The sequence below is a fragment of the Psychrobacillus sp. FSL H8-0487 genome (assembly GCF_038008385.1).
Lineage (GTDB): Bacteria > Bacillota > Bacilli > Bacillales_A > Planococcaceae > Psychrobacillus > Psychrobacillus psychrotolerans.
Genome location: NZ_JBBOZA010000001.1, coordinates 2,751,675 through 2,778,612, shown reverse-complemented (window position 1 = coordinate 2,778,612; position 26,938 = coordinate 2,751,675). Strand labels below are relative to the sequence as shown.

Genomic DNA, 26,938 nt, shown 5'->3' with positions numbered 1-26,938 from the left:
ACACATTATGTGCGGTCTTATTTATCGTATTCCTTTATAAAAACAAGGTAAATAAAGACGAAATATCCTATAATAACCGCTAAAATAATCCATATATTATTCATGAACTTCACTCCGTTTTAACTTGATTTAGGCAACATTAACACTCTTCAAATAAAGATGAAATGAGTTTTGTTGTGTTGACTAACCAGCGACATAATTAAAATATAGAAGTAAACAAAAAGCAAAAACTATCATTATTGTAGTGATTAATACAAGGTTTTTATATTTTAAATTTGGTCGTAAGATGCAGAGGGAAAATACTCCTAAACAAAGGAAAGTGATTGCAAATGTGAAGTATGTTGCTGTTGAACTACTAATGAACATGTTACACGACCTTTTTAATTAAGTGTGGCTAATGAGTATTGAAGTTATTCAACACTTTACGATACAGTACGACCATAATGTGCAGTAGAAGAATAGGTCTTTATTCAACTCCCATGAAAATTAAAATCTTCGATTTAGAGAAAAAGGCAATACGAAATCTGACGCAGCTCAATAATTTTTTAAAAAAGTGCGGCGCCTAAATGTGAATTAAATTGTGGGTTGGACTAGGAGGCATTTGGTTCAGTGATTGTCACGTTGTAACCTAAGTTTTCAAGTCTTCGAACAGAATATCGTACAATCGATTGTTCTTTTTGTTTGTCAAAGTAATCTTCCCCTAAGTCTACGTACATTTCTTTGCGAATTAGGAGATAATAGCTGATTCTTAAAATGGCATGGGCGACTGATATACCTGCACGCTTTTTACCCTTTCTTGATGCAGTACGCCTATACAAGGCTCCCAAGTAGGTCTTGGATCCTCTAACAGAATGCGCTGCTTCAATTAACGCCGATTTCAAGTACTTGTTTCCTTTTTTCATGTTGGTTGATTTCCTCTTGCCCGCACTTTCATTATGTCCAGGTACTAATCCTGCCCAGGAACATAAGTGCGCTGAACTGGGAAATTGCTTCTCCACATCGGTCCCTACTTCAGCTAAGATTTGTTCGGCCATTCGAGTGGCGATGCCAGGAATGGAATCCAACCGTTCGATATCTTCTTGGTGAGAGGATAGTCTAGTGGCTACCTCCAGATTTAACAGTTCAATCTGGTCAATCAGAAAATCAATATGCGTAAGAATGGTTTTTCATTGATATAACCGCAAAGAGCGAGTTCAAGCTCATCCTTTTTCTTCTTCATTGTTCTTCGAGCGAGGCTCGCTAGCTTTTAGGATCATCCACACCGTTTGCGATGGCATGAAGCATGTCCCGAGACGAGACACCCATTATGTCGGAGACAACGGAACCAAGTTTAATATTCACTCCTTCTAGTACCTTTTGAATCCGATTATGTTGTCTCGCACGCTCTTTTTGGCGTAATAATACAAGTAGTAATGGAATCCTTATGGACATCCATCCCACAAGCACGTTCAATGATTACTTCCATAGTAATCATCCTTTCTACGGCAAATAGTATTGGAGGCTGGTGCAATAACCAGAGTAGGATTAATCTCCCATGAGTGCTTCCCGTAAGGGAGCAACAGTCTGTGATGCACCGTGGTCGTTGGAGTCAGACTAACGGATTGGCTCTATGGCACCATAGTTCATCGACCTTCCTCTCCCAGCCATAGTATCCTATACCCTCCGAACGGAAATCAACGGCATGTTTTACTAAGGAGCGGTAAAAATATTCTACTAAATGAAACCTTTTTGATAAATCCCCACTCTAAGTTAATAGGAGGGAATGCAATGGAACAGTATGTACTACAAGCACTTGCGAAGGATGAAGGATCGATTCAGCATTTAATAATGATATATAAGCCAAGATTACTCGCTAAAGCATTTACCTATGTAAAAAATAAGCAGGATGCGGAAGATATTGTGCAAGAAACTTTTATAAAAGCGTTTAGTGCGCTAGCTCAACTTAAGGAGCTGAAATATTTTAGTACGTGGTTGCACAAAATATTAATACGTGAAAGTTTTTATATGATGAAGAAACAGGAACGGATGAAGCTCTTAGAAGTAGAAATGCTGGAACAATTTCAGTTACTCTCTCAAGAAAATAGCGAGGATTACAGTGCATTACATAACGCGGTTTCAAGTCTTAAAAAAGACTATCAAATGGCAATTGTGTTGCATTATTTCTATGACTTTAAAGTAGTTGAAATTGCAGAAATGCTCGAGAAGCCGACCAATACAATCAAAATGCATCTGCATCGTGCTAGGAAAGCGCTTCGTGGAAAGCTAGAGCAAACGATGCGGCAATCATTACAACCAAAGGACGTGAAACGGATGTTAAAGGAACAGTTATTCGAATTAGCACAACAATATGCAAATGTGCCTACATACTATGACCTCGAACTTGAAAATTACCTAGAGGATGGGATTTCTTCGTTCATGTGGAAAGGGCAAAGCAAGGATGAAGGGGTTTTTCTTCGATTAGATAGTAATGGACGCCTCGAGGATTTTGCAAAAACGCCCACAAAAGACGGGTCACCTATTACAGAGGAGAAAAAGCTTGCAATAGCCCAGCAGCTACTGCGTGAGCAATACCCAGAAGCAATTGCCAATTATACACTAGTAGAACAACAAAAAAAGGAATCATCGACAGGCTTTAAGTATGTGCAAGTTGTAGATGGATCGCCTCTAGATGGCTATTATTGTCGTATAGAAGTAACCGATCCTGGAGAAATTATTCAATTCACCTATACAGGCTATATGGAAAATCCACCGACAATGCCAAAAGAACTTTATCCTCCAGAGCATATTTTACATGCATTGTACAAGGGGGAATGGTCGCTTAGTGCGGAAAGCTTTAATGATCAATATGATTCCGTTTCAGAGTCAGGTATATATGCAATTTATGAGTCGGAGCTATTAAGGCAGGCGTATGATGCAGTGACAGGTAAACCTTTATTTGACGATGACGATGAGCCAAAGCGAAGCTATATGCCGTTCCCAAAAGTAAAAGCCTTGTCAAAAAAGGATACAATTGAAGAAATAATGGGCATTAGTGATGAATGGGAGCGATATGAAGAGGAAAGTATGGATGAAGAATTTGACGAGTTAAACTGGCGTCCCAAATCTTGGCAGGATGAAGAGGGGAAATCATACGAGCATTACATGAGGCGTACGTTTGAACATCGTATGAAAGCGAGGATGGATAAACAGACGAAACAATTGGATAGCTTCATCTCGTTTGCGAAAAGTGAAGGAGAGGCAAAGCTTTCTGAAGAGGAATGCCTACAAATTGCCATACAGTTTATTCAAACCTACTATTCAGAGTTCGTATCTTATTTATATGTAGAGATGAAAGATGAAGAGGATATAGAGGAAAAACGTGCCTTTTTCCGATTTGTTGTTCAGAAGGACGGCTACTTTGTTGGGAATGAATTTTTTCACATGAATATAAGTAAAATAACAGGTGCTATTTTGATGTTTTCATCACCGAATATAGCGATTGAAGAGATTGAAAAGTTTGAGCCAAAAACCATTAAGCCTATTAAAGAATTATTACCACTAAAAAATCTGAAAGTACATGTTGAATGGGATAAGGTCTATGGGGAAACAGAGCAGGATGGGGACGAGATGCGGCTCATTTATCGTATTCAGACAACAGACGGAGCATTTGTAAAAGGGATTCATGCGGAAAATGGAGAGGTTATTTATAGTGTAATCTAATCTTAAAGCAGTTTGCCATAAGAGTAGTACAGTTTTATTGGTGTCGGCATGGGATTTATCTTTCAGGGGACTATCCGTCAGATATAAAATTTCCCTTCAATTTCAGTAATTATAATGACTATGTAAATACTGTCAATAAAGCTGAAAGCATTTTGCTTAATCATGATATAACAACACACGTACCAGGTCATGGTTCGGCGGGTAATATGTTGTTCAATTAATGCGAGTTTTACTTCAATAAGAGTTTTATTTAGAGGTTGAACAATAGCTTTAAATAGTACAGAACTGGAGAGTAAATTAGCACCCTTATAATATGAAAAAAAGAGTTCGTCTTCGACTACTATTTCTATAAATCGAATTTATACCTTCCCTTTATAAAGTAAATATATTTAGATTTCTTGGTTTTTTTGTGGTATATATGTATGTAGTTACTATTCCATTTAAGCCACTATTGTGCACTAGATACCGAAAGGAAGAAAAGATATGGAAGTTGGACAGCAAAGTACACAAATTAGATTTGATAATCATGAACATTTCCACAAAATACAAACATGGGTACAAGATAGCAGACCTTATGCGAACTTAGGGAAATGTGCAAACTATATACCAGCTTTAGAAAGAGCGAATCCTTCACAGCTAGGTATTTGTATCATTGGTTCAAATGGTACGATGGTAAAGACAGGTGATTTTGATACCGCTTTTACCTTACAAAGTATATCGAAGGTAATTGGCTTTATAGCTGCATGTATAGATTATGGTATTTCTTATGTGTTAGAAAGGGTGGACGTCGAACCAACCGGGGATGCTTTTAACTCGATTATTCGTCTAGAAGTTCATAAACCTGGAAGACCTTTCAATCCGATGATAAATGCTGGAGCAATCACTGTTGCATCATTACTAGGTGGACGAAATCCTGTTGAAAAAGTAGAATCTATATGCCTATTAATAGAAAGAATCGTAGGGAGACGTCCAACTATCAATGAGGAAGTGTTTCTTTCTGAGTGGCAAACGGCTCATCGAAATCGAGCTTTAGCTTACTATTTAAAAGAGATGGGATTCTTAGATTGTTCTGTAGAAGAAGCTATAGAGGTATACTTAAAGCAATGTTCAATTGAAGTAACTACAGAAGATGTAGCCATGATTGGCTTAGTCCTTGCAAATGACGGATATCATCCTATCCGTAAGGAGCAAATCTTCTCTAAGGAAGTGGCTAGATTAACAAAAGCGTTGATGGTAACATGTGGTATGTACAATGCTTCCGGTAAATTTGCTGCATCTGTAGGTATTCCTGCAAAAAGTGGTGTATCGGGAGGAATATTGGCAGCAATTCCTCCGCGAGGTAGATCCGATGATTCCCCATTTATGGATGGCTGTGGAATAGGGATTTATGGTCCTGCCATTGACGAGTTTGGAAATAGTGTTGCAGGTGTTATGCTGTTACAGCAAATATCTAGAGAATGGGATTTTAATATTTTTTAACTATTATGCTAATCGATAACTTCGTGCTTTACTTCAAGAAGAAGTAAAGCACTTTCTTTTTGAACTAAAGTAGCAGTTTAGTTTGAAAAAGGAGGTATTATTGGAAGGATGTCAAAGTAATTGTTTTAGGAGGGATTTTACATAATATCAAATAAACTACTTAAAGTTTTTTCAAAATTACAGAGAATATAAAGAACAGCAAGTGTAGGGGGATGAAATGAAAAAAATAACAAAGATTGTTTTTAATATAAGTTTCGTGGTGTATTTATTCGCATTAATAGTTCTATTATTCTTAGGCACAAGAGGTTTTTTATGGTCTGATTTAAAAATGATAGAGTATATAAAGAACTCATCTAATTTTGTACCGTTTAAAACTATAAATACATATATAAGGGCATTGTTTGACGGAAGTATGAATATAGATATACCTATTAAAAATCTCTTTGGTAACTTATTTATGTTTTTGCCAGCTGGGATTTACCTGCCTTACTACATAAGAAAGATAAACAAGATAAGTGTTTTTCTAATTTCGATGAGTATATTGTTAGTTGTAATTGAAGTAGTTCAAGTAGTAACAAGAAGAGGTAGCTTTGATATTGATGATTTTATTCTTAATATGCTTGGTGCTTTGACAGGATTTGGTATTTGGAAGGCGAAGGTTGTTCAGAAACTGCTTAGATAGAACTGAAATTTTTTTTATCTAACTGGTGCTTTAGTTAAACAAGACCATCATTTTCGATGGTCTATTTTTATGTACAATGTGAAATGTTACACTTAAACAAACGCAGCAGGTTAGTTCAATAAGAGATAAATTAATATGCTAAGGTTTCTGAGCATAACAATGAAGATAATTTTTAGGAATGCAGAATGTTGGTAAAATAGAAGATTCCTTTTGAAGTAGCGGAGAAGCCTAAGATAATTTGAATGTTTACCTATCAGTAACTTGATGGAACAATAAGAAATTTACAAACATACGCTAATTACCCCATTCAATACGAATGGGGTATTTTAAATTTAATAGGGATTTAATTCTATACTTGTTGAATTTTGTGTTCTATAAATATAGAATGAATATTAAGAATATAAATTATATTAAAGAGGTGTTAAAGTGGATATTTTAAATCTTACAAGTAAGAAAAGAGAATCCTATCAAATTCAGCTAGAATACTCAGTTTTGTGGGAGTGTGCTTTGGGGATAGCTGCAATAACCAATACCCCATTTATTAAAACTTTAGATAACCCAGAGGATTATTGGGAAGACCTGAAAAAATCCTTATCAAAAGAACTATTAGAGCATTTGAACTTTGTTGAAAGCAACAATACTTGGAAAGCCCTACTTCAATTGCTACATAAGAAAAGATTTAACGATTTATTGGAGTTTACTTCCTACATAATGGATATTCCAGATACAGATTTTAAATTTATTTGTTTACCCTTTGTTGGCATGAAATTTCAACTCATAAGAAATAAAGCAGCATTAGGCGAGGAAGCGGCTATTGAGGAAATGAAATACTTAACAAGCAACAATCCCTTTTTTCCACGATACATTGAATTCATTAGTACAACAGATGTCAGCTTTCTAAAAGAACACCTTATAGTAGTGATGAAAGGTTGGTATGAAGCTGTTATTAATAAAGATCTAGAAGAACTTAAGACAATACTACAAACTGACTATGATATGAAAAAGCAAATGTCCGACAAAATGACTTCTGAAAGACTGGTTGAATGGGCAACTGGAGGAATTGTTTATATGCCAGAACCAAGTGTAAACAATGTTCTTTTAATACCCCAATATATATATCGTCCTTGGAATATAGAGGCAGATATTGAAGGCACTAAAGTATTTTATTATCCCGTAGCGAATGAAAGTATTACACCCAATAATAGATACACACCAAATGACTTTTTAGTACTTAAACATAAGGCATTAGGAGATGAAGTACGAATGAGGATTGTTAAATTACTGTACGAAAACGACCGTACTTTACAAGACATTACTACTCAATTAAACATTGGTAAATCTACAATTCATCATCACCTCAAAATTCTGAGATCAGCTAAATTAGTGGAAATCATTGAATCTAAGTATTCACTTAAAAGGAACGCGGTCGCATTTTTATATGAAGAACTAAACCTATATTTAAGAAAGTAATTGAAAAAGAGGACAAAAAGGAAGGTGACTTACTATTGATAAATAATCCTAGCTTTCGTTCTATTTGGCTGAGTAGTGCAACTTCGGAATTAGGCGGTGCTCTATTTACTGCATGTAATTCAATTTTAATTTACGAATTAACCGGCTCACCCACTGCTTTAGGGTTGGTATGGCTGATTTACTACATACCATCTTTTTTTATGCAGTTATTTATTGGACCATATATTGATCGTTGGAGTCGTAAATGGATAATGATTAGTTGTCAGTTAATCCGAATGTTGCTCGCATCTGTCTTGGTCTTATTTCTTTTTCAAGATAACTTTACGATAACTTTTATTTATATCGTTCAAATTATTGTTGGAATAATTATGCCGATTTTCACACCCGCAAATCAAGCCATTTTACCAACGATTATTGAAAAAGAAAAACTATCACAAGCAAATGCATCGTTAGAGTCCGTTCGACAAGTCATGGCGGTTATGGGACCCCTTTTATCTGGTGTCCTAGTAGATGTCTTAGAGATAGAGTGGATACTAGTTATTATATCAATCGCATTTGCATTAAGTGCTATTACTTTGTTAAAAATAAATGAAAATTATATAAAAATGGCTGTTAGAAAACCGTGGATTGTAGAGTTTAAAGAAGGACTTCACTCCTATTTCAAACATAAATTAATTGTATGGCTGGGAATATTTTTCGGCTTTGTCCAATTCGGTGTAGGCGTAACAATTGTGACAACTTTACCTTATATAACTACAATATTAAACCAACCTTATTCGGCTTATGGATTGTTTATGTCTGCTTTTCCAATTGGTTACACAATAGGAGCCTTGCTTAATTCCAAGCTAGTAAAGATTAAGGGTATGGGCATTCTTTTTACTGCGTTATTCATTGGAGGATGTACATATATTTCTTTAGGTATTACACCGTGGTATTTTCTTGCTGTCTTGACAGAATGTATGGCAGGTATGGCTATTGCTATTTTTAATATTTACAACATTACACTCATCCAAAGTTCAATTCCAAATCATTTAATGGGAAAAGTGACCTCGGTTCGCTTATTGATAATGCGAACAATGTTACCATTAGGTATATTATTTGCTACAGTAACCGTTCAATTTTTAAGTATTCGGACATTATATTTTGTAATTGGTAGTGTGATCTGTATTACATCATTGGTTGGGTATCTATATTTAAATAAGCAAGTTAAAGTTGGAAAGGAATTAGGGGAAGTAGAAAGTGAAGGACAGTTTGGTAATTAACTTATTTTTAGGATTATCGGGGGTTCTTTAAATTCAAGCTACTTTAATTAGTCGAACAAGTTTGTGAAATTTTTCACTTAAACTAACGGGTGCTTTAGTGAAATAAGAAATGCAATAAATTTGGATATTGCCAAGAAAAAGAACATGTGTGAAGGTATGTGAACACTGTTGTTTTACATTCTTTTTCTTCTTTGTTTAACATCAAGTGAATTAGTAGAGAATTAACAGAATCAAAATTTAAGGTTATCACACAAAAACAGACGTTCAGTGAAAGTTCGAAAGATAAATTAATGGAATCCTTAAAAAGAAGAATAGCTATATTGGATAATGAGAACAAGAAGATGAAAAACAATAATGCTCGTTTACTTGGAAAGTTGACTAACAGATAAGAAAACCCCTGTATCTTTTACCTACTAAGGATGATAATTGATACATGGGGTTTTATAATGGTTCTATATACTAGCCTAAAATGATATTTGTCAAACGGTTTACCGCAGTATGCAAAGTTTCTTTCCCCTCTACACATGCCATTGCAACCCCATAAATGCCCCAACTCCAAAATGTAGCAAGAAAATAATGTTCTTCCTTCACACCATGCTCTTTATCTAATAAAGCGTGCAGATTTTCCGTCAATCGTTGTTTAATTTCATAGTCCATTTTCGGTTTAAATTCTTTAACTGCTCGTTGACAATGTAGGGCTAAATTTGTTTGAGAACCCATAATAGCTTGTAGGGACATAATAATCGTTTGTTCATCGATGACTTCTTGTAATGCTACTTCTTTAAAAATTTCTTTCGTAAGAACTTCTCTTTGAATCACATCGATTAAATCGTATTTATCCATAAAATGATAGTAAAATGTTGAACGGTTAATCTCTGCTTCTTGTGTAATATCAGCAATGGAAATATCACTAAAATCTTTTTGTTTAATCAGTCTCATAAAACTATTCATGATATTTTGTCTTGTCCGTTGAACCCGTGGATCTAGTTTTTTCATTCGTACCTACCTCCTCAAAACAAAATTATTTTTTAACACTTGTTGGATTAAATGAATGACTCGATTATAACAGAAAAATTTTTAGAAAAAAAATAAGCAATTCGTGGTCCATACAAAATGGAACACGAATTGCAATATAAAGATAATAAACGATTAGAATTTTTGTGCTAATTGCTTTGCTCGCTCGATGCCTTCTGCTTTAATTTCCTCTGCTTTTGTTGGCATTTTAGCTTGACCTTCAATAAATAAACCTTCGTATTCAGTAATACCCATGAAGTTCATGATATGTTTTAAATATCTATCGCCTAGCTCTTCCTCTGCTAAATGACCTACTGAATAAAAATCTCCACGAGCTTGAATGTGAAACACTTTTTTACCATGAAGTAAGCCTACAGCACCAGTTTCCGTATATCTAAACGTCTTACCAGGTACAGCTACAGCATCAATGTATGCTTTCACTACTGCTGGAAATGAGAAATTCCACATAGGCGTTACGAATATCATTTTATCCGCTGAAATAAATTGATCGAGAACTTCGTTTAGGCGACTAACTTTTGCTAATTCCTCAGTTGAAAGAGCATCCAATGGCTGTCCTGCACGAAGTTTTCCCCACCCACTGAAAACATCTGCATCTAAATTTGGAATATCGTCCTTAAATAAATCCACGGTTACAATTTCATCCATTGGGTTTGTTTCTTTATATGTTTCAATAAATGCCTTTCCTGCTGCCATACTAAACGAATGATTTTCATCATTTGGATTTGCTGTAATAAATAATACCTTAGTCATAATTATTCCCTCTATTTCTTTAAGATTTACAACAACTGTTGTGTGAATTAGTATAAAACGATTTATTAACTAAACAAACCAACAGTTTTATCGAATTGTTGCAAATCCAACATTCAGCTCGTATTGACTAAAAAAAGAATAATCTAAATAAAATTAAATCTCCTGTCATAAAAAAAGATTAGAGAAGATTAGATTCCTGACACGTAGGCCCAGACGGAAAAACAAGAAAGAAGAAATAACTCTTATTCAACTAACGTCGTGCTTTAGTTAAACAAGTGGCTGCCTGTAAGGGTAGCTTTTTCTTTTTTGAACTAACGCGGCAGGTTAGTTCAATAAGAAGGTATTTTTGCCTTTACGTTGAATAAGTTAATATATGTAAATTATAGAACAAAAGGGGTGCTTTACTTCAAGTCTGAGGGTGGCACTTTTTTCTTGAATTAAACGAAGCAGGAGTTTTTTTTATAAGCATATCTATTATGGTTGAGTGGAGGTATAAATGAAAAAAAATCATGTATATGCATTGATAATCTACTTTGGAGTATTACTTTTAGGTGATGTCATCACTTTGATATTTAATAATTCGAGAAGTTTAGTTATTATACTTAATTTTACGCTTTCCCCATTGTTATTGTTAATAACTTTATATTTATTGAGAGACGATATAAAACTAATGGTATTTGAAAAAAGAAAATCAACGGTTAAACAATCATTATATGCTATTATCAAATGGTTTTTTATTGCCATAGTTGGTTTTATAGTTATTGTTACAATAACACCTTTGTTTTACACGTCTGAAGTATCTAATTCTTCTAAAATGACACAAGCTATCCCTTTAATAGTTATTCCATTTGTTTTTATAGGACCAATATTAGAGGAATTAATATTCAGAAGAATTTTATTTACCTCATTTTCAAAGAAATTCACTATTCTATTAAGTATTCTTTTTACCTCAGTAATCTTCGCTGGGTGGCATATGGATTTACCAAGTTTTCCTTTATTATTCTGGTTATCAATCGTTTATACTTACAGTTATTATCAAACTAACAGATTATTAGTTCCAATTACTCTTCATGTCCTATGGAATTTATTTTCATCAAGCGTAGCTATAATTGGTGCTTACTTTTTTGAATAACATTTAATTTAGGAATACATTCATTGTTAGCTTGTTATTAAGCTAACTAGGTGCTTTAGCTCACAAGTGGCTGCCTTCAAGGGTAGCTTTTCTTATTGAACTAAAGCGGCAGTTTAGTTCAACAGTGTTGTATAATAAATGGATATCTTTAGTTTGAAAATCACATGTTGGTACAGGGAGGATTGTATGTGGAGTTTTAGCACTTTTAAAGACAAGCGTTACTGGATTCTTTTGATTACAGCTATAATTATCTTCGTCCTGTTCGCTGTTTTTACCCCGGATTATATCCTCGAAAAACCTTACTTTGGACCATTTACAATGCTTATAGGTGTAGCTTTATTCTGGTCGACATATCATCTTTGGAAGTATTTTGGTGATAAAAGGAAGAGGAATAATACCGGATGACAGTTGCGATTTGCAACTTGTTTGTTCAACTCCCATGAAAATTAAAATCTTCGATTTATAGAAAAAGACAATACGAAATTTGACGCAGCCCAATAATTTTTTAAAAAAGTGCAGCGCCTAAAAGAGAATTAAATTGTGGGTTGGACTAGGAGGCATTTGGTTCAGTGATTGTCACGTTGTAACCTAAGTTTTCAAGTCTTCGAACTGAATATCGTACAATCGATTGTTCTTTTTGCTTGTCAAAGTAATCTTCCCCTAGGTCTACGTACATTTCTTTGCGAGTTAGGAGATAATAGCTGATTCTTAAAATGGCATGAGCCACTGATATTCCTGCACGCTTTTTACCCTTTCTTGATGCAGTGCGCCTATACAGAGCTCCCAAGTAGGTTTTGGATCCTCTAACAGAATGAGCTGCTTCAATTAATGCCGATTTCAAGTACTTGTTTCCTTTTTTCATGGTAGTTGATTTCCTCTTGCCCGCACTTTCATTATGTCCAGGTACTAATCCTGCCCAGGAACATAAGTGCGCCGAACTGGGAAATTGCTTCTCCACATCTGTACCAACTTCGGCTAAAATTTGTTCGGCCATTCGAGTGGCGATGCCGGGAATGGAATCCAATCGTTCTATATCATCTTGATGGGAGGATAACCTAGTAGCTACCTCTTCGTTTAATAGCTCAATCTGCTCAGTTAGAAATTCTATATGGACCAGAATGGTTTTTAACATGAGACGTTGATGTGGATTGATATACCCTCGAAGAGCTAGCTCCAGTTCACTCTTTTTCTTCTTCATTGATCGGCGAGCAAAGCTAGCTAGTTTCTCAGGATCATTTTCGCCATCGGCGATAGCACGGAGCATATCAAGTGACGAAACACCCATGATGTCGGAGACAACGGAACCGAGTTTGATATTGGCTCCTTCTAAAACCTTTTGAATCCGATTATGTTGTTTCGCTCGCTCTTCAATAATACTTCGACGGTATCGAACCAACTCCCGTAATTCCCGCTGATTTCGGTCTGGAATAAAACTTGCTTTAAGTAGACCGTGACGAAGAAGTTTGGCAATCCATTCGGCATCCTTTACATCGGTCTTGCGACCTGGTACTGCTTTCATATGTTGGGCGTTCACTACTAAAAACTCAATGCTCTCGGCTTCTAGCAAGTTAACAATAGGCTTCCAAAATACACCTGTACTTTCCATTGCTACGTGAGTACAACCATGCTCCTTAATCCAGTCAATTAACTGTAATAGAAATACAGTTTTAGTGGAAAACGTTTGAATCTCCTTTCCTTTTGGCGTAATAATACAAGCAGTAATGGAATCCTTATGGACATCCATCCCACAAGCACGTTCAATGATTACTTCCATTGAAATCATCCTTTCTACGGCAAATAGTATTGGAGGCTGGTGCAATAACCAGAGTAGGATTAATCTCCCATGAGTGCTTCCCGTAAGGGAGCGACAGTCTGTGATGCACCGTGGTCGTTGGAGTCAGACTAACGGATGGGCTCTATGGCACCATAGTTCATCGACCTTCCTCTCCCAGCCGTAGTATCCTATACCCAGGTTTTCATATTTTCATTCTCTGTGGTGTAGCGCTGTTTTTGCGCTACATGGGTGGCTAACGGGTGCTTTAGTCAACCACAATCCGGGCTTTCCCGGAAAACTAGCAAAGTGTCTTTGTCTTTATAGGACATGGTGTTATGGAACGCTACATTCATTAGGAGGAGGCATTGTTATGGAAATATACTGGGTTAACGGACAATATCAAGAAGATGAACTGATTTTTGATTCTCAGTTTGAAGTTTATGAATGGACGGACTCATTATATCAAGATTTCTCAAATGGCTTTTTGAGAAAAGAAAATATCGGTTATGCAACTCCTGATGTAAAGGTAATTGATTGTTTAACGGAACTAATACCACAATGGGCCGGATACACGAATGTAAATGTTACAATGCATAGAGATAAGATTGGGGTAGAAGGTAAAGATATATATAGAATTTGGACATCGTATAGTAGATAAAGTTATTCCACAATCGGGCACGATTATGGAAGATTACCTTTCTGTTTCTTCTTCCACTAACGAGGTGCTTTACTTCAAGAAGGAGTAGAGATTTTTCTTATAACATTTATATAAACAGAAAAAAACAACCAAAGATAGGTTGTTTTTTCGGTGTTTAAAAAAGAAGATTCCATATGTATTTAATTCCACCCCATAAAGCTAAGGCTATGATTACTGCTAGTATTCCTTTAAAAATATCTCTCATGTAGGTTGCCTCCATCGAAGTTGTTAACTATTTATTTACGAAAGAGAGTTATAAAAGTTTCATATCGATAACTTCTAGTGAACAGGGTGAGTTTCTTCTCAATTCGACCATAAAGTTTAACAAAAGATAAAGTGCTTATTTCACTAACGGGTGCTTTACTTTAAGAAGGAAATACTTATTTGGAATCTATTCATGCTGATATTCGTATATAGTCTGAGGGGGCATATTTTTGAAAAACACAAAGTTAAGAATCACATGGATTATTCCAAATGTATTTTGTTACCTAATGCTATTTGGATTATCCATTTGGACAGTGGCTAACAGCGAAGGGTTGCAAGAAATCAATAGATTATCACTTTACGTTATAATTATGCTTTTGCTTTTCTTAGTATCAGTTTTCGCAAGTTACCGAATTCGGACATGGATAAAAGAAGGTAAAATATAAAAGGTGCTTATTAAGCTAACGGGTGCTTTAGTGAAAAAGGACATCAAAATAAAATGAGCTTGGAGATACATTGATATGCTCCCAATAAGGTAGACAGATGAAATAATAAAAAATCTGTTTCCTTTATTGGGGGTTTTTTTATGGGTAAAAGTGCTTTTACTGCACAACAAAAGTATGAGGTAATTGTATCTTATGAGAATAGAAAAACTTCAAGTATAGACTTCTGTCGTCAATACAATGTTTCTGACGAAACAATTAAAGAATGGATTTACCAGTTCCAAACATATGGAATGGACGGGCTTAATAATCCTAATGGATGGAAAAGGTATTCTAAAGAAGTGAAACTGGCTGCGGTGCTTGACTGTCTTTCCGGGAACTATTCTCAAACCGAGATTGTACGCAAGTACAAAATTTCCAGTGGCTCAGTGTTACGAAGGTGGATAAAGATTTATAATGATCATAGAGGTTTAAAAGAGATGAAAAGGATGAATAACTCTATGATTAAAGGTCGGTCTACTGCACTTGAAGAACGTTTGGAAATAGTTATGTACTGTTTTCAGAATGGAAAAAATTATCATCAGGCGTCGGAACAGTTCAACGTTTCCTATCAACAGGTGTATCAATGGGTAAAGAAGTTTGAGAAAGAAGGAGAAGACGGACTTAAAGACAGGCGCGGCCGGACTAAGGCAGAGCTAGAATTAACTCCCGATGAGAAGTACCAACGTGATATGAAGAAGTTAGAGAAGGAAAATGAGCGTCTTCGTGCAGAAGTTGCATTTTTAAAAAAGTTAGAGGAACTAGAAAGGAGGCGTTGAAAGAGACGTCCTTAAGCCAAGTTCGATTGACCGATAAATATATAGCCATTCAAGAACTTCATGAGAAAGAGAAATTTTCCATTGTTCTTTTATGTGAGATCTCGAAAATTCAACGTTCTGGCTACTATAAGTGGCTTGATCGCGTCCCTTCGAAAAGTGAGAAGTTGAATGAGGAAATTCTTAAGGAGATATTACTTCTACATAATAAGGTGGATGGTATATATGGTTATCGCCGCATAACGATGAATCTGAGACGTACCTTATCGAAGTCTATTAACCATAAGCGTGTTTACCGACTGATGAAGATTGTCGGAATCCAGGCGGTTATTCGATGTAAGCGCAAGAAGTATAAATCAATTACACCACGGCACGTGGCTGAAAACGTGTTGGACAGGAATTTCAACTCCGAGAAGCCAAATGAAAAATGGCTGACTGATGTGACCGAAATGAAATACGGAGTCTCACAGAAAGCTTATTTGAGTGCGATTTTGGATTTATATGATGGATCTATTGTGAGCTATGTACTAGGTACTTCCAATAATAATTCATTGGTGTTTAAAACCCTTGATTTAGCTTTGGAAGTTAGCGCAGGAGCAACTCCACTGCTTCACAGTGACCGAGGATATCAATATACTTCCTCTACATTTAAAAGGAAAATAGAGAAAGCAGAAATAGTACAGAGTATGTCAAGAGTAGGACGGTGCATTGATAATGGACCAATGGAAGGATTTTGGGGAACACTGAAATGTGAGAAGTATCATTTAAACAAGTACAGTACGTTTGAAGAGTTGAAGAAAGCTATTGATGAGTATATTCAATTTTATAATACGGAAAGATTACAAAAAAGATTAAACGGCCTTAGTCCCTTAGAATACAGAGCTAAAGCCGCCTAGTGTCTTTTATTTATTTCCACTGTCTATTTGACAGGGGGCAGTTCACATTTTCCAGCTCATTTTTTATGCATTTTTAAATCAACCTTTACCTTTAACATAGCCAAAGGAATTTACTTATGCTCCTTTCTGGAATAAATATAGTCATTAGTTGGTTAATCATTTCATTGGTGACCTTTAACTATTTTGTGATAATGTATTTAAGAGGAGGGATACCCATGAAATGCGGTGCAAAGTGTTTTATTGTGGAGGCTGAAGTAAATGGCAAAATGCAATCGATACCGGTGACAGCAAGAACTTCTATTCAAGCTAGAAAAACTGTATCTCTAGAGTATGGCAAGGAATTAAAGATAATTGCTGTGAAGGCTGATACCGATTCACTGTAATTTACATAAAGAATTTTTCGAAAAAGCACCTCTTTCCTGATCTATTTACAGGGAAAAGGTGCTTAAATTATATTACAGTCTAACTATGGTTCTCTACCTTATTAACATATTCTAACAGTAATAGTGAACACTATTAGGTCTGCCTGAACGTAAGATAAATTATATGTGAGGAGGAAATATAAAATGGAGACTGGTAAATTAATCATTTGGGAACCACTGAAGGAAAATCCATTTGATCGTTTTAAAGTACAAATGAACTTAGTGTCTTTGCAATATGACGGGGAAGACTTTGTGTTAATCTTTACAGCGTTCAATAGTGAAGAGAAATTCAAATTCATCTACAAGCAATATGATTTTAGTTTTTATGCCATTCGTCATTTCCGTATTCTTAAGGAATGGACTCGAGGTGATATTGAATTCCTTATTGGTAAATTACGAGAAGAAAGGGATTCCGCGGGATTGCAAAAGTTCCCATACGATCCCACCTTTTACAAAATAGAAAATTCGAGTTTCAAATCTTGGTATAAGAATATTGACCTTTCTTTACCAACATCGGAAGATTCCCACCTGGAACATCACTTGTACATAGCCTCCGATTATTTTATTGATGTACTAAGTGAAAATCAACCTATAATAAGCATTGACCATACGAATCGTTGACCATTAAAAATCCCTTCGAAGATGGTACACTAAATCCAATACTTACATTCGGAGGTAATGGACATGAGCGAAAAATCAGAAGATAGCATGGTAAAGGAAATAATTTTAAATAATAGGTTAATAAAAGTAAATCATTATGAACAAGAAATAATAAATGGATTACACCAAATTTCAGTAGTATTTGACGTAACAAGTGAAGATTATCATGACATAGCAACTTTACTATATAAGGATACCTTTGAAGTTACTGTTCCAGACGCAGTATTATTTTTCCGGGGAACTATTAGGAATTACTCAACTTCTATTACTAACTTATATGAGCAAGGGCAAGTAGGCGAATATAAATTGACTTTGCTGGAGACGGAGATATAAGAAGGGGGCTTAAAGATGAAGTTAAGTATTCTGGATCAATCGCCGATTTCATCCAATCAAACAGCTCAAGAGGCTTTAAAGGATTCGTTGAAGTTAGCACAAGTTGGAGAGGCGATAGGGTATACTCGCTATTGGGTTACGGAACATCATGATTTACCTGGCTTAGCAAGTTCGGTTCCAGAAGTAATTTTAAGTTATATTGGAGTAAATACTAGTACAATTCGAATCGGCTCGGGAGCTGTGTTATTGCCTCATTATAAACCGTTCAAAGTGGCAGAAATTTATAATACACTTGCTACATTATTTCCTAATCGTATCGATGTAGGTATAGGGCGTGCACCGGGAGGATCAGCTGAAGCAACCAATGCTTTATCGGATAATTATTTGCAAAATGTTTATAAGATGCCTAGTTTAGTGAAGGATTTACTGCATTTCCTAGATGATGATTTTCCTGCTGACCACGAGTACTCGAAAATTTCTGCGTCTCCCATTCCGTTAGTAGCACCAGTTCCATGGCTTCTAGGGACTAGTAAAAAAAGTGCTTTGCTCGCTGCAGAAAATGGGATGGCCTATACATTTGGGCAATTTATGAGTGACAATGATGGACCGTCCATTATTCAGGAATATCTAGAAGCTTTTACTCCTCGGAAACAAGGACAAACAGCGCAAGTGATGATAACTGTTTCTGTTATTTGTGCAGAAACAACTGAAAAAGCGAATGAGTTATTGTTAAGTTCGCTTATATGGGAATTGCAGAAAGCTAAAGGGGAAGGACACAAAGGAATTCCATCTATTGAAGAGGCACAGCAATATGAATGGGATGACCGAGAAAAAGTTACGCTTGATAATATGAAAAAGAATATAATCATCGGTAATCCACAGGAAGTAAAAGAGAAATTAATCGACTTGCAAGCTACCTATAAAGCAGATGAAATTATGCTAAGTACCATTACATATTCTGCTGAAGCGAGAAGAAACTCCTATAGACTAATAGCAAATGAATTACTTATTAATGATTAACCAGGGACAGCGCACACCCTAGGTTAAGTTAAACACATGAAGATGTATTGTCAACTGATAATGAAAATGCCCGTGAAGTATATAAACTTCACGGGCATTTTTTCGTAAGTTGAGTTAGTGTATTGCTATAGATTAAATAATAGTGTATGATACCCAGTATAAGATAGTGTATGACACATAGTATACAGTAGTGAGGTGAAACATGGAAAAATTGTTAAGTTCATTAATAACTGAGTTACGTAGAGGAACATTGACACTTGCTGTATTGAGCCAGCTAAGAACACCTCAATATGGATATTCTTTGGTGCAATTACTAGAAAAGTCGAGTGTTTCTATCGAGCAAAGCACTCTATATCCTTTGCTGCGACGCTTAGAAAAACAGGAATTAGTCGAGAGCAGCTGGGATACAACGGAAAGTAGACCGAGAAAGTATTATGTATTAAGCGAATATGGAATTGAAATTTTGGAGCAGTTAAAAGCCGAATGGGAAAAATCTACGAAGGAACTTCAAAACTTATTAAAAGGAGATGTTGAAAATGAACCTGATTGATATATATATACAGGAAGTGACACGCAGACTTCCTGAAAAAAGTCGTGATGATATTGCACTTGAATTAAGGTCAACTATTGAAGATATGCTCCCAGAAAATTACGCAGAGAAAGAAGTAAAAGAGGTTCTAGGAAATCTAGGAAACCCAGCATCACTTGCTAGTGAATACTCAGATCGACCGATGTATTTAATAGGGCCCAGATACTTTGATACGTACATGACTCTTTTGAAAATCGTGATACCAATCGTGGCGATACTCGCATTTTTAGTCATTGTTGTAGAAAATGTCATTTCTTATAGTGGGGAAGAAGACATTGTTAACGGAATTATTAACGTAATCATTTTGATCCTAGGTCATGGTATTTGGGGTATGTTCAGTGCAGCAATGGAGACATTCTTTTGGATTACGCTCGTTTTTGCCATTTTGGAACGCAAGGATACTTCAAAAAGCAAATCACCACTCACACCGGGTTGGACGGAATGGACACCTGATGATTTAAAAAGCATATCGCTTATTTCGAAAGAGAAGAAAATTTCCACTGGAGATATATTTGGTCACCTGTTGTGGATTGCTATTTTTATTTCAGTTTACTTTAATGCTGGTCACTTACTAGGTGTTTATGAAAAAGTACAAGGCAAAATAGAGTTAGTCACTCCTACATTTAATCAGGAAGTATTACATTCGTATTGGCTAATTGTAATAGTTGCGTTAATAATAGAAATTGCTTTTGTATTTTATAAACTCATCCTTCGTCAATGGACATCTAAATTGGCAATTATGAATACGGTAAGAAATATAGTTTCTACCATAGTATTTATCATCGTCTTTAGTAATGATCAACTTATAAATGAAGAATTCTATATGTATTTAGAGGATTTGTGGCAGTTATCATTTGAGCTTAAAAACTTATTTATCATCATTATAATTGTACTTTGGTTATTTTTAAGCATTCTAGATATCGTACAAGGATTTAGAAAAGCAAATACGAAATAACAGGAATGTGGTTATTTGTAGTAACGTTAATATAAGTAAGAAACATTCACGTAGAGACACTAGCTACAGGCATCCATCTATTAGGATGCTTTTTTTCTTTGTCCTAAATTATTTTATCGGAATGAATTTTCTGCAAAGATGGACAGCTCTTAGTAGCGGTTGCTATCTATTTTAGGATACCTTTACTCCTTTTTCAGGATTTTTCATCTAAGGTACCCAATGGTACCTTAAACAGCTATACTAATATTATAATTTGGATACATTAATATCGGGGGGTCTATTCATGAATTCCTTTCCAAGCATATATAAGATGAGCTTCAAGCATAAAATCTTTCTCACCATACTGTTATGTTGTTTTATTGGTTCCATTATTTTTGTTTTTAATAACCATTCTTTATATGAACGGCCACTGGCTAAGGTAGTAAAAACAACTATAGAAAATGTGGTAGAAGTAAAAGATATAAATGGTAATGAAGATAAATTATATACACAACATATAATTGCAGAATTGAGAAATGGAGAGAATAAAGGAAAGGAGATTCATTTGATAAATGAATACTCCCAATCTAAAGCTTATGACCATGAGTTTCATATTGGAAATGAGTTATTTATTAAAATAGATGAGCATCTGGAAGAAGGGGCAGATTTAACTGGGACAATCCTAGATGTCAAACGTGATAAATATTTGTTGTTAGCTGCGTGGGTATTTATCTTTGTTTTACTAATCGTAGGAAGAAAGCAGGGACTGTTTTCATTCATTAGTTTGGCTTTTAACGCTGTAATTTTATCGTTTGCATTGGATATTTATATTCAGACTTCCAATCAAAGTCTATTATGGATTTGCGGAATAAGTGCTATTTTATTCACGGTCATTTCATTGTTACTCGCTAATGGTTTAAATGATAAAACATATGCAGCGATTATAGCGACTCTGCTCGGAACTTTCATCTCCCTATTGATTACGTACCTTGTTCTATTAGTGACAGGCGAAAAGGGACTACGATATGAAGAAATGCAGTTTATTACACGACCGTATCGAATGGTGTTTATGGCGGGGCTGTTTCTCGGGTCTTTAGGAGCTGTGATGGATGTAGCTATTACGATGTCTTCTTCGATTTTTGGATTGTATGAGAAAAATAATAATATTTCAGTAAAAGCACTTATTAAATCAGGGATGGAAATTGGAAAAGATATAATGGGAACGATGACTAATATTTTGTTTTTTGCCTATGTAAGTGGTTCAATCCCCACTCTTGTTCTCTATTTTAAGAACGCGGCTCCGTTTGGTTATACGCTTTCCTTAACTCTTTCACTAGAATTGGCTCGTGCGTTAGCTGGAGGAATAGGAATTGTATTAACTATTCCAATCGGTCTCTATACAACATTATTTTTCGTGAATAGAAAGAGGGCAAGACAATGAATGTATTAGTGCTACTGGCAGGGATATTATTCTTCTTGATGACCCTTATTGGCGGGAGAAAGGGAGTACGATCTTTTTTAGCTATATTTTTCAACTTTGGTGTCATTATGATAACAGTCATTTTGATGAATGATCCTATCATGGATCCAGTAATTTTAACAATAATAGCATGTATAGTGATCAGCTGCATCAATCTTTTCTATATAAATGGAGTGAACAGTAAAACAAAAACAGCTTTTCTTTCTACTATTATCTGCACAGTTATCTTATTGTTATTTATTATCTTTATTACTAACAAGGCAATGATTCAAGGATTTGGGGACGAAGAATTAGGGGAACTTGGAATGTTCTCCTTATTAGTCGAAGTAGATTTTGTGAAAATTACAGTATCTGTGATTATTATGAGTACGATAGGCGCTATTACAGACACGGCCATAGCGGTTTCATCTCCTATGCGGGAAATTCATTTTCATCATCCGAATATTAGTAGAAAAGAGTTATACCGCTCTGGATTAAATATTGGCAGAGATATTTTAGGAACGAGTACGAATACGCTTTTTTTTGCCTTCTTTGGAGGCTATTTAGCATTGCTTATATGGTTTAAAGATTTATCGTATTCTGTTGGAGAAGTTGTAAATTCAAAGATTTTTAGTGCAGAAATGATAACGATTCTTTGTGCTGGAATCGGTGTAACACTAGTAATCCCAATTACCACTTGGATTACTGCTTACTTTTTTGTGAAGAATAAGGAGAATTAGAAAAAGGTATGCGTTATTCCAGTTAAAAATAGCATCTAAGACTCCGCGTTTCAAACCTTCAAATTATTATATTTGGAGGTTTTTTTGATGGAACGTTATTTAAGGATAAATACATTATATAAAGATATTGTTAAAGCTTAAGAAAGCTAATTATCAAATAGATGCGTAATGAATGAAATCAACTGTAGATATTTATTATTATAAATTATCTAAAAATATATATTGACACGAGGTTAAAATAACATTAAATTTAAATGAGAATGATAATCAGTCTTATTTCATTGCATATAATTATATTTAAGTATTAATAGAAATTATACTTTTTAATAAGAGTTGATAATTTTATAGAAGAGGAAGGGTTACATATGCAAAACAAGAAATCTTTATTACTAATGCTTGCAATGGCTTTTTTTGCAGTTTTAGTATTAGTAGGATGTTCAGATGATTCAACAACTGAAGAAGTAGATAAAAAGGATTCAGATACTTCAACTGAAACAGCAGCAGAAACAGAATACCCAATGACAATTAAACACGCTTTAGGAGAGGCAGTACTTGAAAGCAAACCAGAGCGTATTGTAACTATACAATGGGCAAACCATGATATCTCTTTAGCGCTTGGTGTTGTGCCAGTTGGTTTTTCAGCAGCAAACTTTGGCGTTCAAGATGATAGTGGTTTACTACCATGGACAAAAGAAAAATTAGATGAACTTGGAGCTACAGATCCAAACGTGTTTCAAGATACAGATGGGTTAGATTTTGAAGCGATTTCAGATGCAAATCCAGACGTTATCCTTGCTGCATACTCAGGTATTACAGAAGAAGAATATGAAACATTAACACAAATTGCACCAGTTGTAGCATATCCAACATCAGCATGGACTACTACATGGCGCGAGCAGGTTGAATTGAATGCGGCAGGTATGGGGATGAAAGAAGAAGGCGAACAACTGATTAAAGATACGGAAAACTTAATCGCTGAAAAATTAAGCGCTTATCCACAAATCGAAGGTAAAAAAGTTGTTTGGGTGAATTTCTCTGCACAGGATTTATCGCAATTACACATTTATACACCAGTGGATTCACGTGTAGCATTTTTAGAAGAATTAGGGCTAACGGCTCCTGAAAGTATTTCATCATTAATCACAGATCCAAAAAGTTATTCGTTAAACTTGAGTGCGGAAAATGTAGAAGCGTTGTTTGATGCAGATATTATCGTAGGATATGGTGATGAGGAATTATACAATACCATTAAAGCTGATCCTTTACTTGGTAAAATTCCAGCTGTTGAAAGAGGTTCTGTAGCATTTATCACAAGTGATACACCATTAGTAGCGGCAGGAACTCCAAACCCACTTTCAATCGCGTATACGATTGACGAGTATTTAGAACTAATCGGAGGAGCTATAGACAAGATCAATGAATAGCACCACTGATTCCAAAAAGAAGCAAATAGATTTACATTTGCCAAAGCATTTTACGCTCATATTGGTGATTGCAATCATCTTGTTGATTGTTAGCATCGTCTCCTCCCTTATGCTAGGGGCAAGGGTTGTAAGTTATCAAGAACTGATGGACGGCTTATTTTATACAAACCAAGATTCTTATGGAGCCAACGTAGTGCGCAAACGAATTTCCCGCACGGTCTTTAGTTTGTGCTGTGGTGTTGCTTTAGGAATTGCAGGAGTGTTAATGCAAGCCGTAACACGTAATCCATTAGCAGACCCTAGTATTTTAGGGGTAAACACAGGTGCCACGTTATTTGTTGTAATAGGTATTACACTTTTTAACATTACAACTGCAGGGGAATATATTTGGTTAGCTTTAATCGGAGCGAGTATTACTGCAGTTTTCGTGTTTGGAATTGGTTCCATGGGGCGTGGTGGTGCTACGCCCATTAAGTTACTCTTAGCAGGAGCTGCAACTAGTGCAGCTCTTTCTTCGCTTGTCACCGCAATTATTATTCCAAGCGCTTATGCTCAGGATCAGTTTAGATTTTGGCAGGTGGGAAGCGTTGGATCAGGAAATTGGGATTCTATCAAGATTTTCCTCCCGTTTCTTATCGTTGGGCTTTTAATAGCGTTTATTTCCGCACCTGCTTTAAATGCATTAGCCTTAGGGGATGATGTTGCGACTAGTCTAGGAGTACGCCCTGGTATATTACGTGCTTTTGCCATCATTGCCGGGGTTGTTTTATGTGGAGCTGCTACTGCTTTAGCAGGTCCAATTGGATTTATCGGTCTGTTGGCAACACACGCTATGCGTTTTGTTATTGGACCAGATTTACGCTTTTTAATACCGATGTCGGCATTAGCAGGAGCCATCATTTTGACGTTTTCAGATGTTGTTGGTCGACTGATTGCTAGTCCAGGAGAGCTTGAAGTTGGTATTCTAACTGCGTTTATTGGTGCACCTATACTTATCATATTAGCTAAGAAATCGAAAGTGCGGTCATTATGAAAAATCAATCTGTTGAAGTTAATTTTATTATGCAAGGGATGCGTCAGAGAAGACGGCGATGGCTTTTTGTTACGTCGCTCCTCGTCATTTTAGCTGTAGTACTTAGTTCTGCTATGTTGCTGCTCGGCAATACAATTTATCCAGTACATATTGTTGTGCGGACCCTATTGGGCGAAGAGATTTCTGGAGCCAATTTTGCGGTGAATACAATTCGACTTCCACGAATGCTCGCAGGGGTATTTGCAGGATTTGCTTTTGGTGTTGGAGGCTATGTCTTCCAAACGATGCTGCGAAATCCATTAGCAAATCCAAATATTTTGGGGATTACATCGGGCTCAAGTGTAGCAGCAGTATTTTGTATAACTGTATTGCATACGAGCAACTCGACTATATCTATTGCAGCCGTCATTGGTGGTTTAGCAACGGTAATAGTTATGTATTTATTAGCTCGCGGGGGAACATTTTCCATCGGTCGCATAATCATTATTGGTATTGCGATTCAAGCTATGTTAGATGCTGTCATTTCTTTTTTACTCCTGAAGAGTGCTCAACAAGATATAGCTGGAGCAATCAGATGGCTTGGAGGCAGTTTGAATGGCTCCAAGATGAGTGAGTTACCTCCATTAATAATCGTTGTATTACTTTTCACGCCAGTAATTATTATATTTGGGAAGCAATTAGGCATTTTAGAGCTCGGTGAGCAAATGGCTTCTTCCCTAGGTGTTTCAACCGATAGACTACGGATTATTCTAATAGTCAGTTCTGTCTTTATGATTGCAATTGCTACAGCAACAACGGGACCAATTGCTTTTGTATCATTTTTAGCAGGGCCAATCGCAAATCGACTAGTTGGTGTTAGCTCATCTAATATTCTTCCAGCAGGGTTAGTAGGGGTCAATCTTGTTCTAATTGCCGATCTTATTGGACAATTTGCATTTGAATATAGATTTCCTGTAGGTGTTATCACAGGATTACTAGGGGCACCATACTTAATATATTTACTAATCCGTATGAACCGAAAAGGAGAATTGTAATGGGGAACACACACAGTTTTCGAGCCGATAAATTGTTTTCCGGCTATGACAATAAAACAATTATTCAAGGAATTGACCTTGAAATACCTAAAAATAAAATAAGTGTAATTATTGGTGCAAATGGTTGTGGAAAATCTACACTTCTTAAAACGATAGCAAAGCTCATAAAGCCAACAGAAGGTGATGTAACGCTTGACGGAAAAGCGATAAACAAATACCCACCTAAGCAATTAGCACGGATATTAGGTATTCTTCCGCAATCACCTGTTGTACCGGAAGGAATTACAGTTGCTGATTTAGTTGGAAGAGGAAGGTTTCCGCATCAATCCTTGTTTAGTGGATGGTCTAAGAAGGACTATGAGGCAGTTGAGGAAGCAATGGATTTTATGAACATTAGGGAGTTTGCTAATCTTGATATTGACGAGCTATCCGGTGGTCAAAGGCAGCGAGTTTGGATAGCCATGGCTCTTGCACAGCAAACGGATATTTTACTACTAGATGAACCAACAACATTTCTAGATATCACCTATCAAGTAGAAATTTTAGATTTACTAACAAGCCTTAATGAAAAGTATGGGACTACCATCGTTATGGTGCTGCATGATATCAACTTATCTGCTCGTTATGCAGATTATATCTTTGCGCTCCATAAAGGTGAGCTTGTCGCAGAAGGAAAACCTTCGGACATCATAACAAGTGACTTAGTAAAATCTATTTTTGACTTGAATTGTGTTGTGATCCAAGATCCAATTTCCGATACACCTTTAGTTATACCTAAAGGCCGCTACCATGTAAAAAGTTAAATTTACGAGTGAACAGTCCTTATGACTATGTTTTGTTCATCCTTATTTTCGAAATGATGTAATTTAAATATAAGTGAGAAGACCAGAAGAACTAACTTCTGGTCTTTTTTGTTTTCTTAATGATTAATCAATTTTAAAGGTTATCTACT

At 35.8% G+C, this 26,938-nt stretch carries 27 protein-coding genes; 22 read left to right on the top strand and 5 right to left on the bottom strand.

What is annotated here, in order from left to right; genetic code table 11:
- Positions 1 to 590: 590 nt before the first annotated feature.
- Together MHI47_RS14185 and MHI47_RS14180 are read right to left on the bottom strand one after the other, a co-directional pair.
- Positions 591 to 1,064: a transposase gene (locus tag MHI47_RS14185; RefSeq protein ID WP_340831228.1), complete on the bottom strand. Its 474-nt coding sequence runs from the start codon at positions 1,062 to 1,064 to the stop codon at positions 591 to 593.
- Positions 1,065 to 1,239: 175 nt separating this feature from the next.
- Positions 1,240 to 1,452, bottom strand: a complete 213-nt coding sequence (locus MHI47_RS14180) for a hypothetical protein (RefSeq protein ID WP_340831227.1) — start codon at positions 1,450 to 1,452, stop codon at positions 1,240 to 1,242.
- Between the two features lie 315 nt (positions 1,453 to 1,767).
- Between MHI47_RS14180 and MHI47_RS14175 the strand changes: the two genes are divergently transcribed.
- The 5 genes from MHI47_RS14175 (at position 1,768) to MHI47_RS14155 (ending at position 8,592) form a co-directional block, all read left to right on the top strand.
- Positions 1,768 to 3,699 carry a sigma-70 family RNA polymerase sigma factor gene (locus MHI47_RS14175; RefSeq protein ID WP_340831225.1) on the top strand — a complete coding sequence of 644 codons (1,932 nt, stop codon included), beginning with the start codon at positions 1,768 to 1,770 and terminating at the stop codon, positions 3,697 to 3,699.
- Positions 3,700 to 4,182: 483 nt separating this feature from the next.
- Positions 4,183 to 5,178: a glutaminase gene (locus tag MHI47_RS14170; RefSeq protein WP_340831224.1), complete on the top strand. Its 996-nt coding sequence runs from the start codon at positions 4,183 to 4,185 to the stop codon at positions 5,176 to 5,178.
- Positions 5,179 to 5,395: 217 nt separating this feature from the next.
- Entirely contained in the window at positions 5,396 to 5,860 is a 465-nt protein-coding gene (locus MHI47_RS14165) for a VanZ family protein (protein ID WP_340831223.1), read from the top strand.
- Between the two features lie 426 nt (positions 5,861 to 6,286).
- Positions 6,287 to 7,330 carry an ArsR/SmtB family transcription factor gene (locus MHI47_RS14160; RefSeq protein ID WP_340831222.1) on the top strand — a complete coding sequence of 348 codons (1,044 nt, stop codon included), beginning with the start codon at positions 6,287 to 6,289 and terminating at the stop codon, positions 7,328 to 7,330.
- A 35-nt stretch (positions 7,331 to 7,365) separates the two neighbouring features.
- Complete coding sequence (locus MHI47_RS14155; protein ID WP_340831221.1) at positions 7,366 to 8,592, top strand: MFS transporter; 1,227 nt, start codon at positions 7,366 to 7,368, stop codon at positions 8,590 to 8,592.
- Positions 8,593 to 9,051: 459 nt separating this feature from the next.
- Here the strand turns inward: MHI47_RS14155 and MHI47_RS14150 are convergent, their stop codons facing one another.
- Both MHI47_RS14150 and MHI47_RS14145 read right to left on the bottom strand, forming a co-directional pair.
- Entirely contained in the window at positions 9,052 to 9,588 is a 537-nt protein-coding gene (locus MHI47_RS14150; protein WP_093537615.1) for a TetR/AcrR family transcriptional regulator, read from the bottom strand.
- Between the two features lie 153 nt (positions 9,589 to 9,741).
- Positions 9,742 to 10,377, bottom strand: a complete 636-nt coding sequence (locus MHI47_RS14145; protein WP_340831220.1) for an FMN-dependent NADH-azoreductase — start codon at positions 10,375 to 10,377, stop codon at positions 9,742 to 9,744.
- Between the two features lie 496 nt (positions 10,378 to 10,873).
- On the opposite strand from MHI47_RS14145, the gene MHI47_RS14140 reads away from it, so the two are divergent.
- A complete protein-coding gene (locus tag MHI47_RS14140; protein WP_340831219.1) occupies positions 10,874 to 11,509 on the top strand; it encodes a CPBP family intramembrane glutamic endopeptidase in 636 nt (211 codons plus the stop codon).
- A gap of 186 nt (positions 11,510 to 11,695) precedes the next feature.
- Positions 11,696 to 11,914: a permease gene (locus tag MHI47_RS14135; protein WP_340831218.1), complete on the top strand. Its 219-nt coding sequence runs from the start codon at positions 11,696 to 11,698 to the stop codon at positions 11,912 to 11,914.
- A 145-nt stretch (positions 11,915 to 12,059) separates the two neighbouring features.
- Here MHI47_RS14135 and MHI47_RS14130 read toward each other — a convergent pair whose 3' ends face one another.
- The gene (locus MHI47_RS14130; protein ID WP_340830698.1) at positions 12,060 to 13,283 is read right to left on the bottom strand and encodes an IS110 family transposase; all 1,224 of its coding nucleotides are present in this window, start codon (positions 13,281 to 13,283) and stop codon (positions 12,060 to 12,062) included.
- Positions 13,284 to 13,653: 370 nt separating this feature from the next.
- On the opposite strand from MHI47_RS14130, the gene MHI47_RS14125 reads away from it, so the two are divergent.
- The 15 genes from MHI47_RS14125 (at position 13,654) to MHI47_RS14055 (ending at position 26,789) form a co-directional block, all read left to right on the top strand.
- Positions 13,654 to 13,941 carry a hypothetical protein gene (locus MHI47_RS14125; RefSeq protein ID WP_340831217.1) on the top strand — a complete coding sequence of 96 codons (288 nt, stop codon included), beginning with the start codon at positions 13,654 to 13,656 and terminating at the stop codon, positions 13,939 to 13,941.
- A gap of 473 nt (positions 13,942 to 14,414) precedes the next feature.
- A complete protein-coding gene (locus MHI47_RS14120; RefSeq protein ID WP_340831216.1) occupies positions 14,415 to 14,630 on the top strand; it encodes a hypothetical protein in 216 nt (71 codons plus the stop codon).
- Between the two features lie 140 nt (positions 14,631 to 14,770).
- A protein-coding gene (locus tag MHI47_RS14115) for an IS3 family transposase (protein WP_340831215.1) occupies positions 14,771 to 16,338 on the top strand; the annotation gives its coding sequence in 2 pieces (ribosomal slippage) (positions 14,771 to 15,410 and positions 15,410 to 16,338; 1,569 coding nt in all).
- A gap of 215 nt (positions 16,339 to 16,553) precedes the next feature.
- On the top strand, positions 16,554 to 16,721 hold the full coding sequence (locus MHI47_RS14110; RefSeq protein ID WP_340769841.1) for a hypothetical protein: 168 nt from the start codon (positions 16,554 to 16,556) through the stop codon (positions 16,719 to 16,721).
- A 183-nt stretch (positions 16,722 to 16,904) separates the two neighbouring features.
- A complete protein-coding gene (locus MHI47_RS14105; RefSeq protein WP_340831214.1) occupies positions 16,905 to 17,381 on the top strand; it encodes a hypothetical protein in 477 nt (158 codons plus the stop codon).
- Between the two features lie 87 nt (positions 17,382 to 17,468).
- On the top strand, positions 17,469 to 17,753 hold the full coding sequence (locus tag MHI47_RS14100) for a DUF3219 family protein (protein WP_340832067.1): 285 nt from the start codon (positions 17,469 to 17,471) through the stop codon (positions 17,751 to 17,753).
- Between the two features lie 15 nt (positions 17,754 to 17,768).
- Positions 17,769 to 18,773, top strand: a complete 1,005-nt coding sequence (locus MHI47_RS14095) for an LLM class flavin-dependent oxidoreductase (RefSeq protein ID WP_340831213.1) — start codon at positions 17,769 to 17,771, stop codon at positions 18,771 to 18,773.
- A gap of 202 nt (positions 18,774 to 18,975) precedes the next feature.
- The gene (locus MHI47_RS14090) at positions 18,976 to 19,323 is read left to right on the top strand and encodes a PadR family transcriptional regulator (protein ID WP_093537704.1); all 348 of its coding nucleotides are present in this window, start codon (positions 18,976 to 18,978) and stop codon (positions 19,321 to 19,323) included.
- On the top strand, positions 19,310 to 20,317 hold the full coding sequence (locus MHI47_RS14085; RefSeq protein ID WP_340831212.1) for an HAAS signaling domain-containing protein: 1,008 nt from the start codon (positions 19,310 to 19,312) through the stop codon (positions 20,315 to 20,317). Before MHI47_RS14090 ends, MHI47_RS14085 begins: the two co-directional genes overlap by 14 nt.
- A 283-nt stretch (positions 20,318 to 20,600) precedes the next feature.
- Positions 20,601 to 21,737 carry a YibE/F family protein gene (locus tag MHI47_RS14080; protein ID WP_340831211.1) on the top strand — a complete coding sequence of 379 codons (1,137 nt, stop codon included), beginning with the start codon at positions 20,601 to 20,603 and terminating at the stop codon, positions 21,735 to 21,737.
- Positions 21,734 to 22,495, top strand: coding sequence for a YibE/F family protein (locus tag MHI47_RS14075; protein ID WP_340831210.1), 762 nt, complete (start codon positions 21,734 to 21,736; stop codon positions 22,493 to 22,495). The genes MHI47_RS14080 and MHI47_RS14075 overlap by 4 nt, the downstream gene beginning before the upstream one ends.
- 365 nt (positions 22,496 to 22,860) lie before the next feature.
- Positions 22,861 to 23,919 carry an iron-siderophore ABC transporter substrate-binding protein gene (locus MHI47_RS14070; protein ID WP_340763123.1) on the top strand — a complete coding sequence of 353 codons (1,059 nt, stop codon included), beginning with the start codon at positions 22,861 to 22,863 and terminating at the stop codon, positions 23,917 to 23,919.
- Positions 23,912 to 24,952 (top strand): FecCD family ABC transporter permease, encoded by a 1,041-nt coding sequence (locus tag MHI47_RS14065; RefSeq protein WP_340831209.1) that lies wholly within the window; start codon positions 23,912 to 23,914, stop codon positions 24,950 to 24,952. Before MHI47_RS14070 ends, MHI47_RS14065 begins: the two co-directional genes overlap by 8 nt.
- Positions 24,949 to 25,986 (top strand): FecCD family ABC transporter permease, encoded by a 1,038-nt coding sequence (locus tag MHI47_RS14060; RefSeq protein ID WP_340831208.1) that lies wholly within the window; start codon positions 24,949 to 24,951, stop codon positions 25,984 to 25,986. Before MHI47_RS14065 ends, MHI47_RS14060 begins: the two co-directional genes overlap by 4 nt.
- Positions 25,986 to 26,789 carry an ABC transporter ATP-binding protein gene (locus tag MHI47_RS14055; protein WP_340831207.1) on the top strand — a complete coding sequence of 268 codons (804 nt, stop codon included), beginning with the start codon at positions 25,986 to 25,988 and terminating at the stop codon, positions 26,787 to 26,789. The genes MHI47_RS14060 and MHI47_RS14055 overlap by 1 nt, the downstream gene beginning before the upstream one ends.
- Positions 26,790 to 26,938: the final 149 nt, after the last annotated feature.

Excerpts from the sequence above, each read along its gene's own strand:
- MHI47_RS14125 (WP_340831217.1), top strand. The coding sequence starts at position 13,654 with ATGGAAATATACTGGGTTAACGGACAATATCAAGAAGATGAACTGATT.
- MHI47_RS14070 (WP_340763123.1), top strand. The coding sequence starts at position 22,861 with ATGCAAAACAAGAAATCTTTATTACTAATGCTTGCAATGGCTTTTTTT.
- MHI47_RS14080 (WP_340831211.1), top strand. The coding sequence starts at position 20,601 with ATGAATTCCTTTCCAAGCATATATAAGATGAGCTTCAAGCATAAAATC.
- MHI47_RS14130 (WP_340830698.1), bottom strand. The coding sequence starts at position 13,283 with ATGGAAGTAATCATTGAACGTGCTTGTGGGATGGATGTCCATAAGGAT.
- MHI47_RS14075 (WP_340831210.1), top strand. The coding sequence starts at position 21,734 with ATGAATGTATTAGTGCTACTGGCAGGGATATTATTCTTCTTGATGACC.
- MHI47_RS14090 (WP_093537704.1), top strand. The coding sequence starts at position 18,976 with ATGGAAAAATTGTTAAGTTCATTAATAACTGAGTTACGTAGAGGAACA.
- MHI47_RS14065 (WP_340831209.1), top strand. The coding sequence starts at position 23,912 with ATGAATAGCACCACTGATTCCAAAAAGAAGCAAATAGATTTACATTTG.
- MHI47_RS14100 (WP_340832067.1), top strand. The coding sequence starts at position 17,469 with ATGGTAAAGGAAATAATTTTAAATAATAGGTTAATAAAAGTAAATCAT.
- MHI47_RS14105 (WP_340831214.1), top strand. The coding sequence starts at position 16,905 with ATGGAGACTGGTAAATTAATCATTTGGGAACCACTGAAGGAAAATCCA.
- MHI47_RS14175 (WP_340831225.1), top strand. The coding sequence starts at position 1,768 with ATGGAACAGTATGTACTACAAGCACTTGCGAAGGATGAAGGATCGATT.
- MHI47_RS14055 (WP_340831207.1), top strand. The coding sequence starts at position 25,986 with ATGGGGAACACACACAGTTTTCGAGCCGATAAATTGTTTTCCGGCTAT.
- MHI47_RS14135 (WP_340831218.1), top strand. The coding sequence starts at position 11,696 with ATGTGGAGTTTTAGCACTTTTAAAGACAAGCGTTACTGGATTCTTTTG.
- MHI47_RS14095 (WP_340831213.1), top strand. The coding sequence starts at position 17,769 with ATGAAGTTAAGTATTCTGGATCAATCGCCGATTTCATCCAATCAAACA.
- MHI47_RS14140 (WP_340831219.1), top strand. The coding sequence starts at position 10,874 with ATGAAAAAAAATCATGTATATGCATTGATAATCTACTTTGGAGTATTA.
- MHI47_RS14170 (WP_340831224.1), top strand. The coding sequence starts at position 4,183 with ATGGAAGTTGGACAGCAAAGTACACAAATTAGATTTGATAATCATGAA.
- MHI47_RS14150 (WP_093537615.1), bottom strand. The coding sequence starts at position 9,588 with ATGAAAAAACTAGATCCACGGGTTCAACGGACAAGACAAAATATCATG.
- MHI47_RS14145 (WP_340831220.1), bottom strand. The coding sequence starts at position 10,377 with ATGACTAAGGTATTATTTATTACAGCAAATCCAAATGATGAAAATCAT.
- MHI47_RS14110 (WP_340769841.1), top strand. The coding sequence starts at position 16,554 with ATGAAATGCGGTGCAAAGTGTTTTATTGTGGAGGCTGAAGTAAATGGC.
- MHI47_RS14085 (WP_340831212.1), top strand. The coding sequence starts at position 19,310 with ATGAACCTGATTGATATATATATACAGGAAGTGACACGCAGACTTCCT.
- MHI47_RS14165 (WP_340831223.1), top strand. The coding sequence starts at position 5,396 with ATGAAAAAAATAACAAAGATTGTTTTTAATATAAGTTTCGTGGTGTAT.
- MHI47_RS14060 (WP_340831208.1), top strand. The coding sequence starts at position 24,949 with ATGAAAAATCAATCTGTTGAAGTTAATTTTATTATGCAAGGGATGCGT.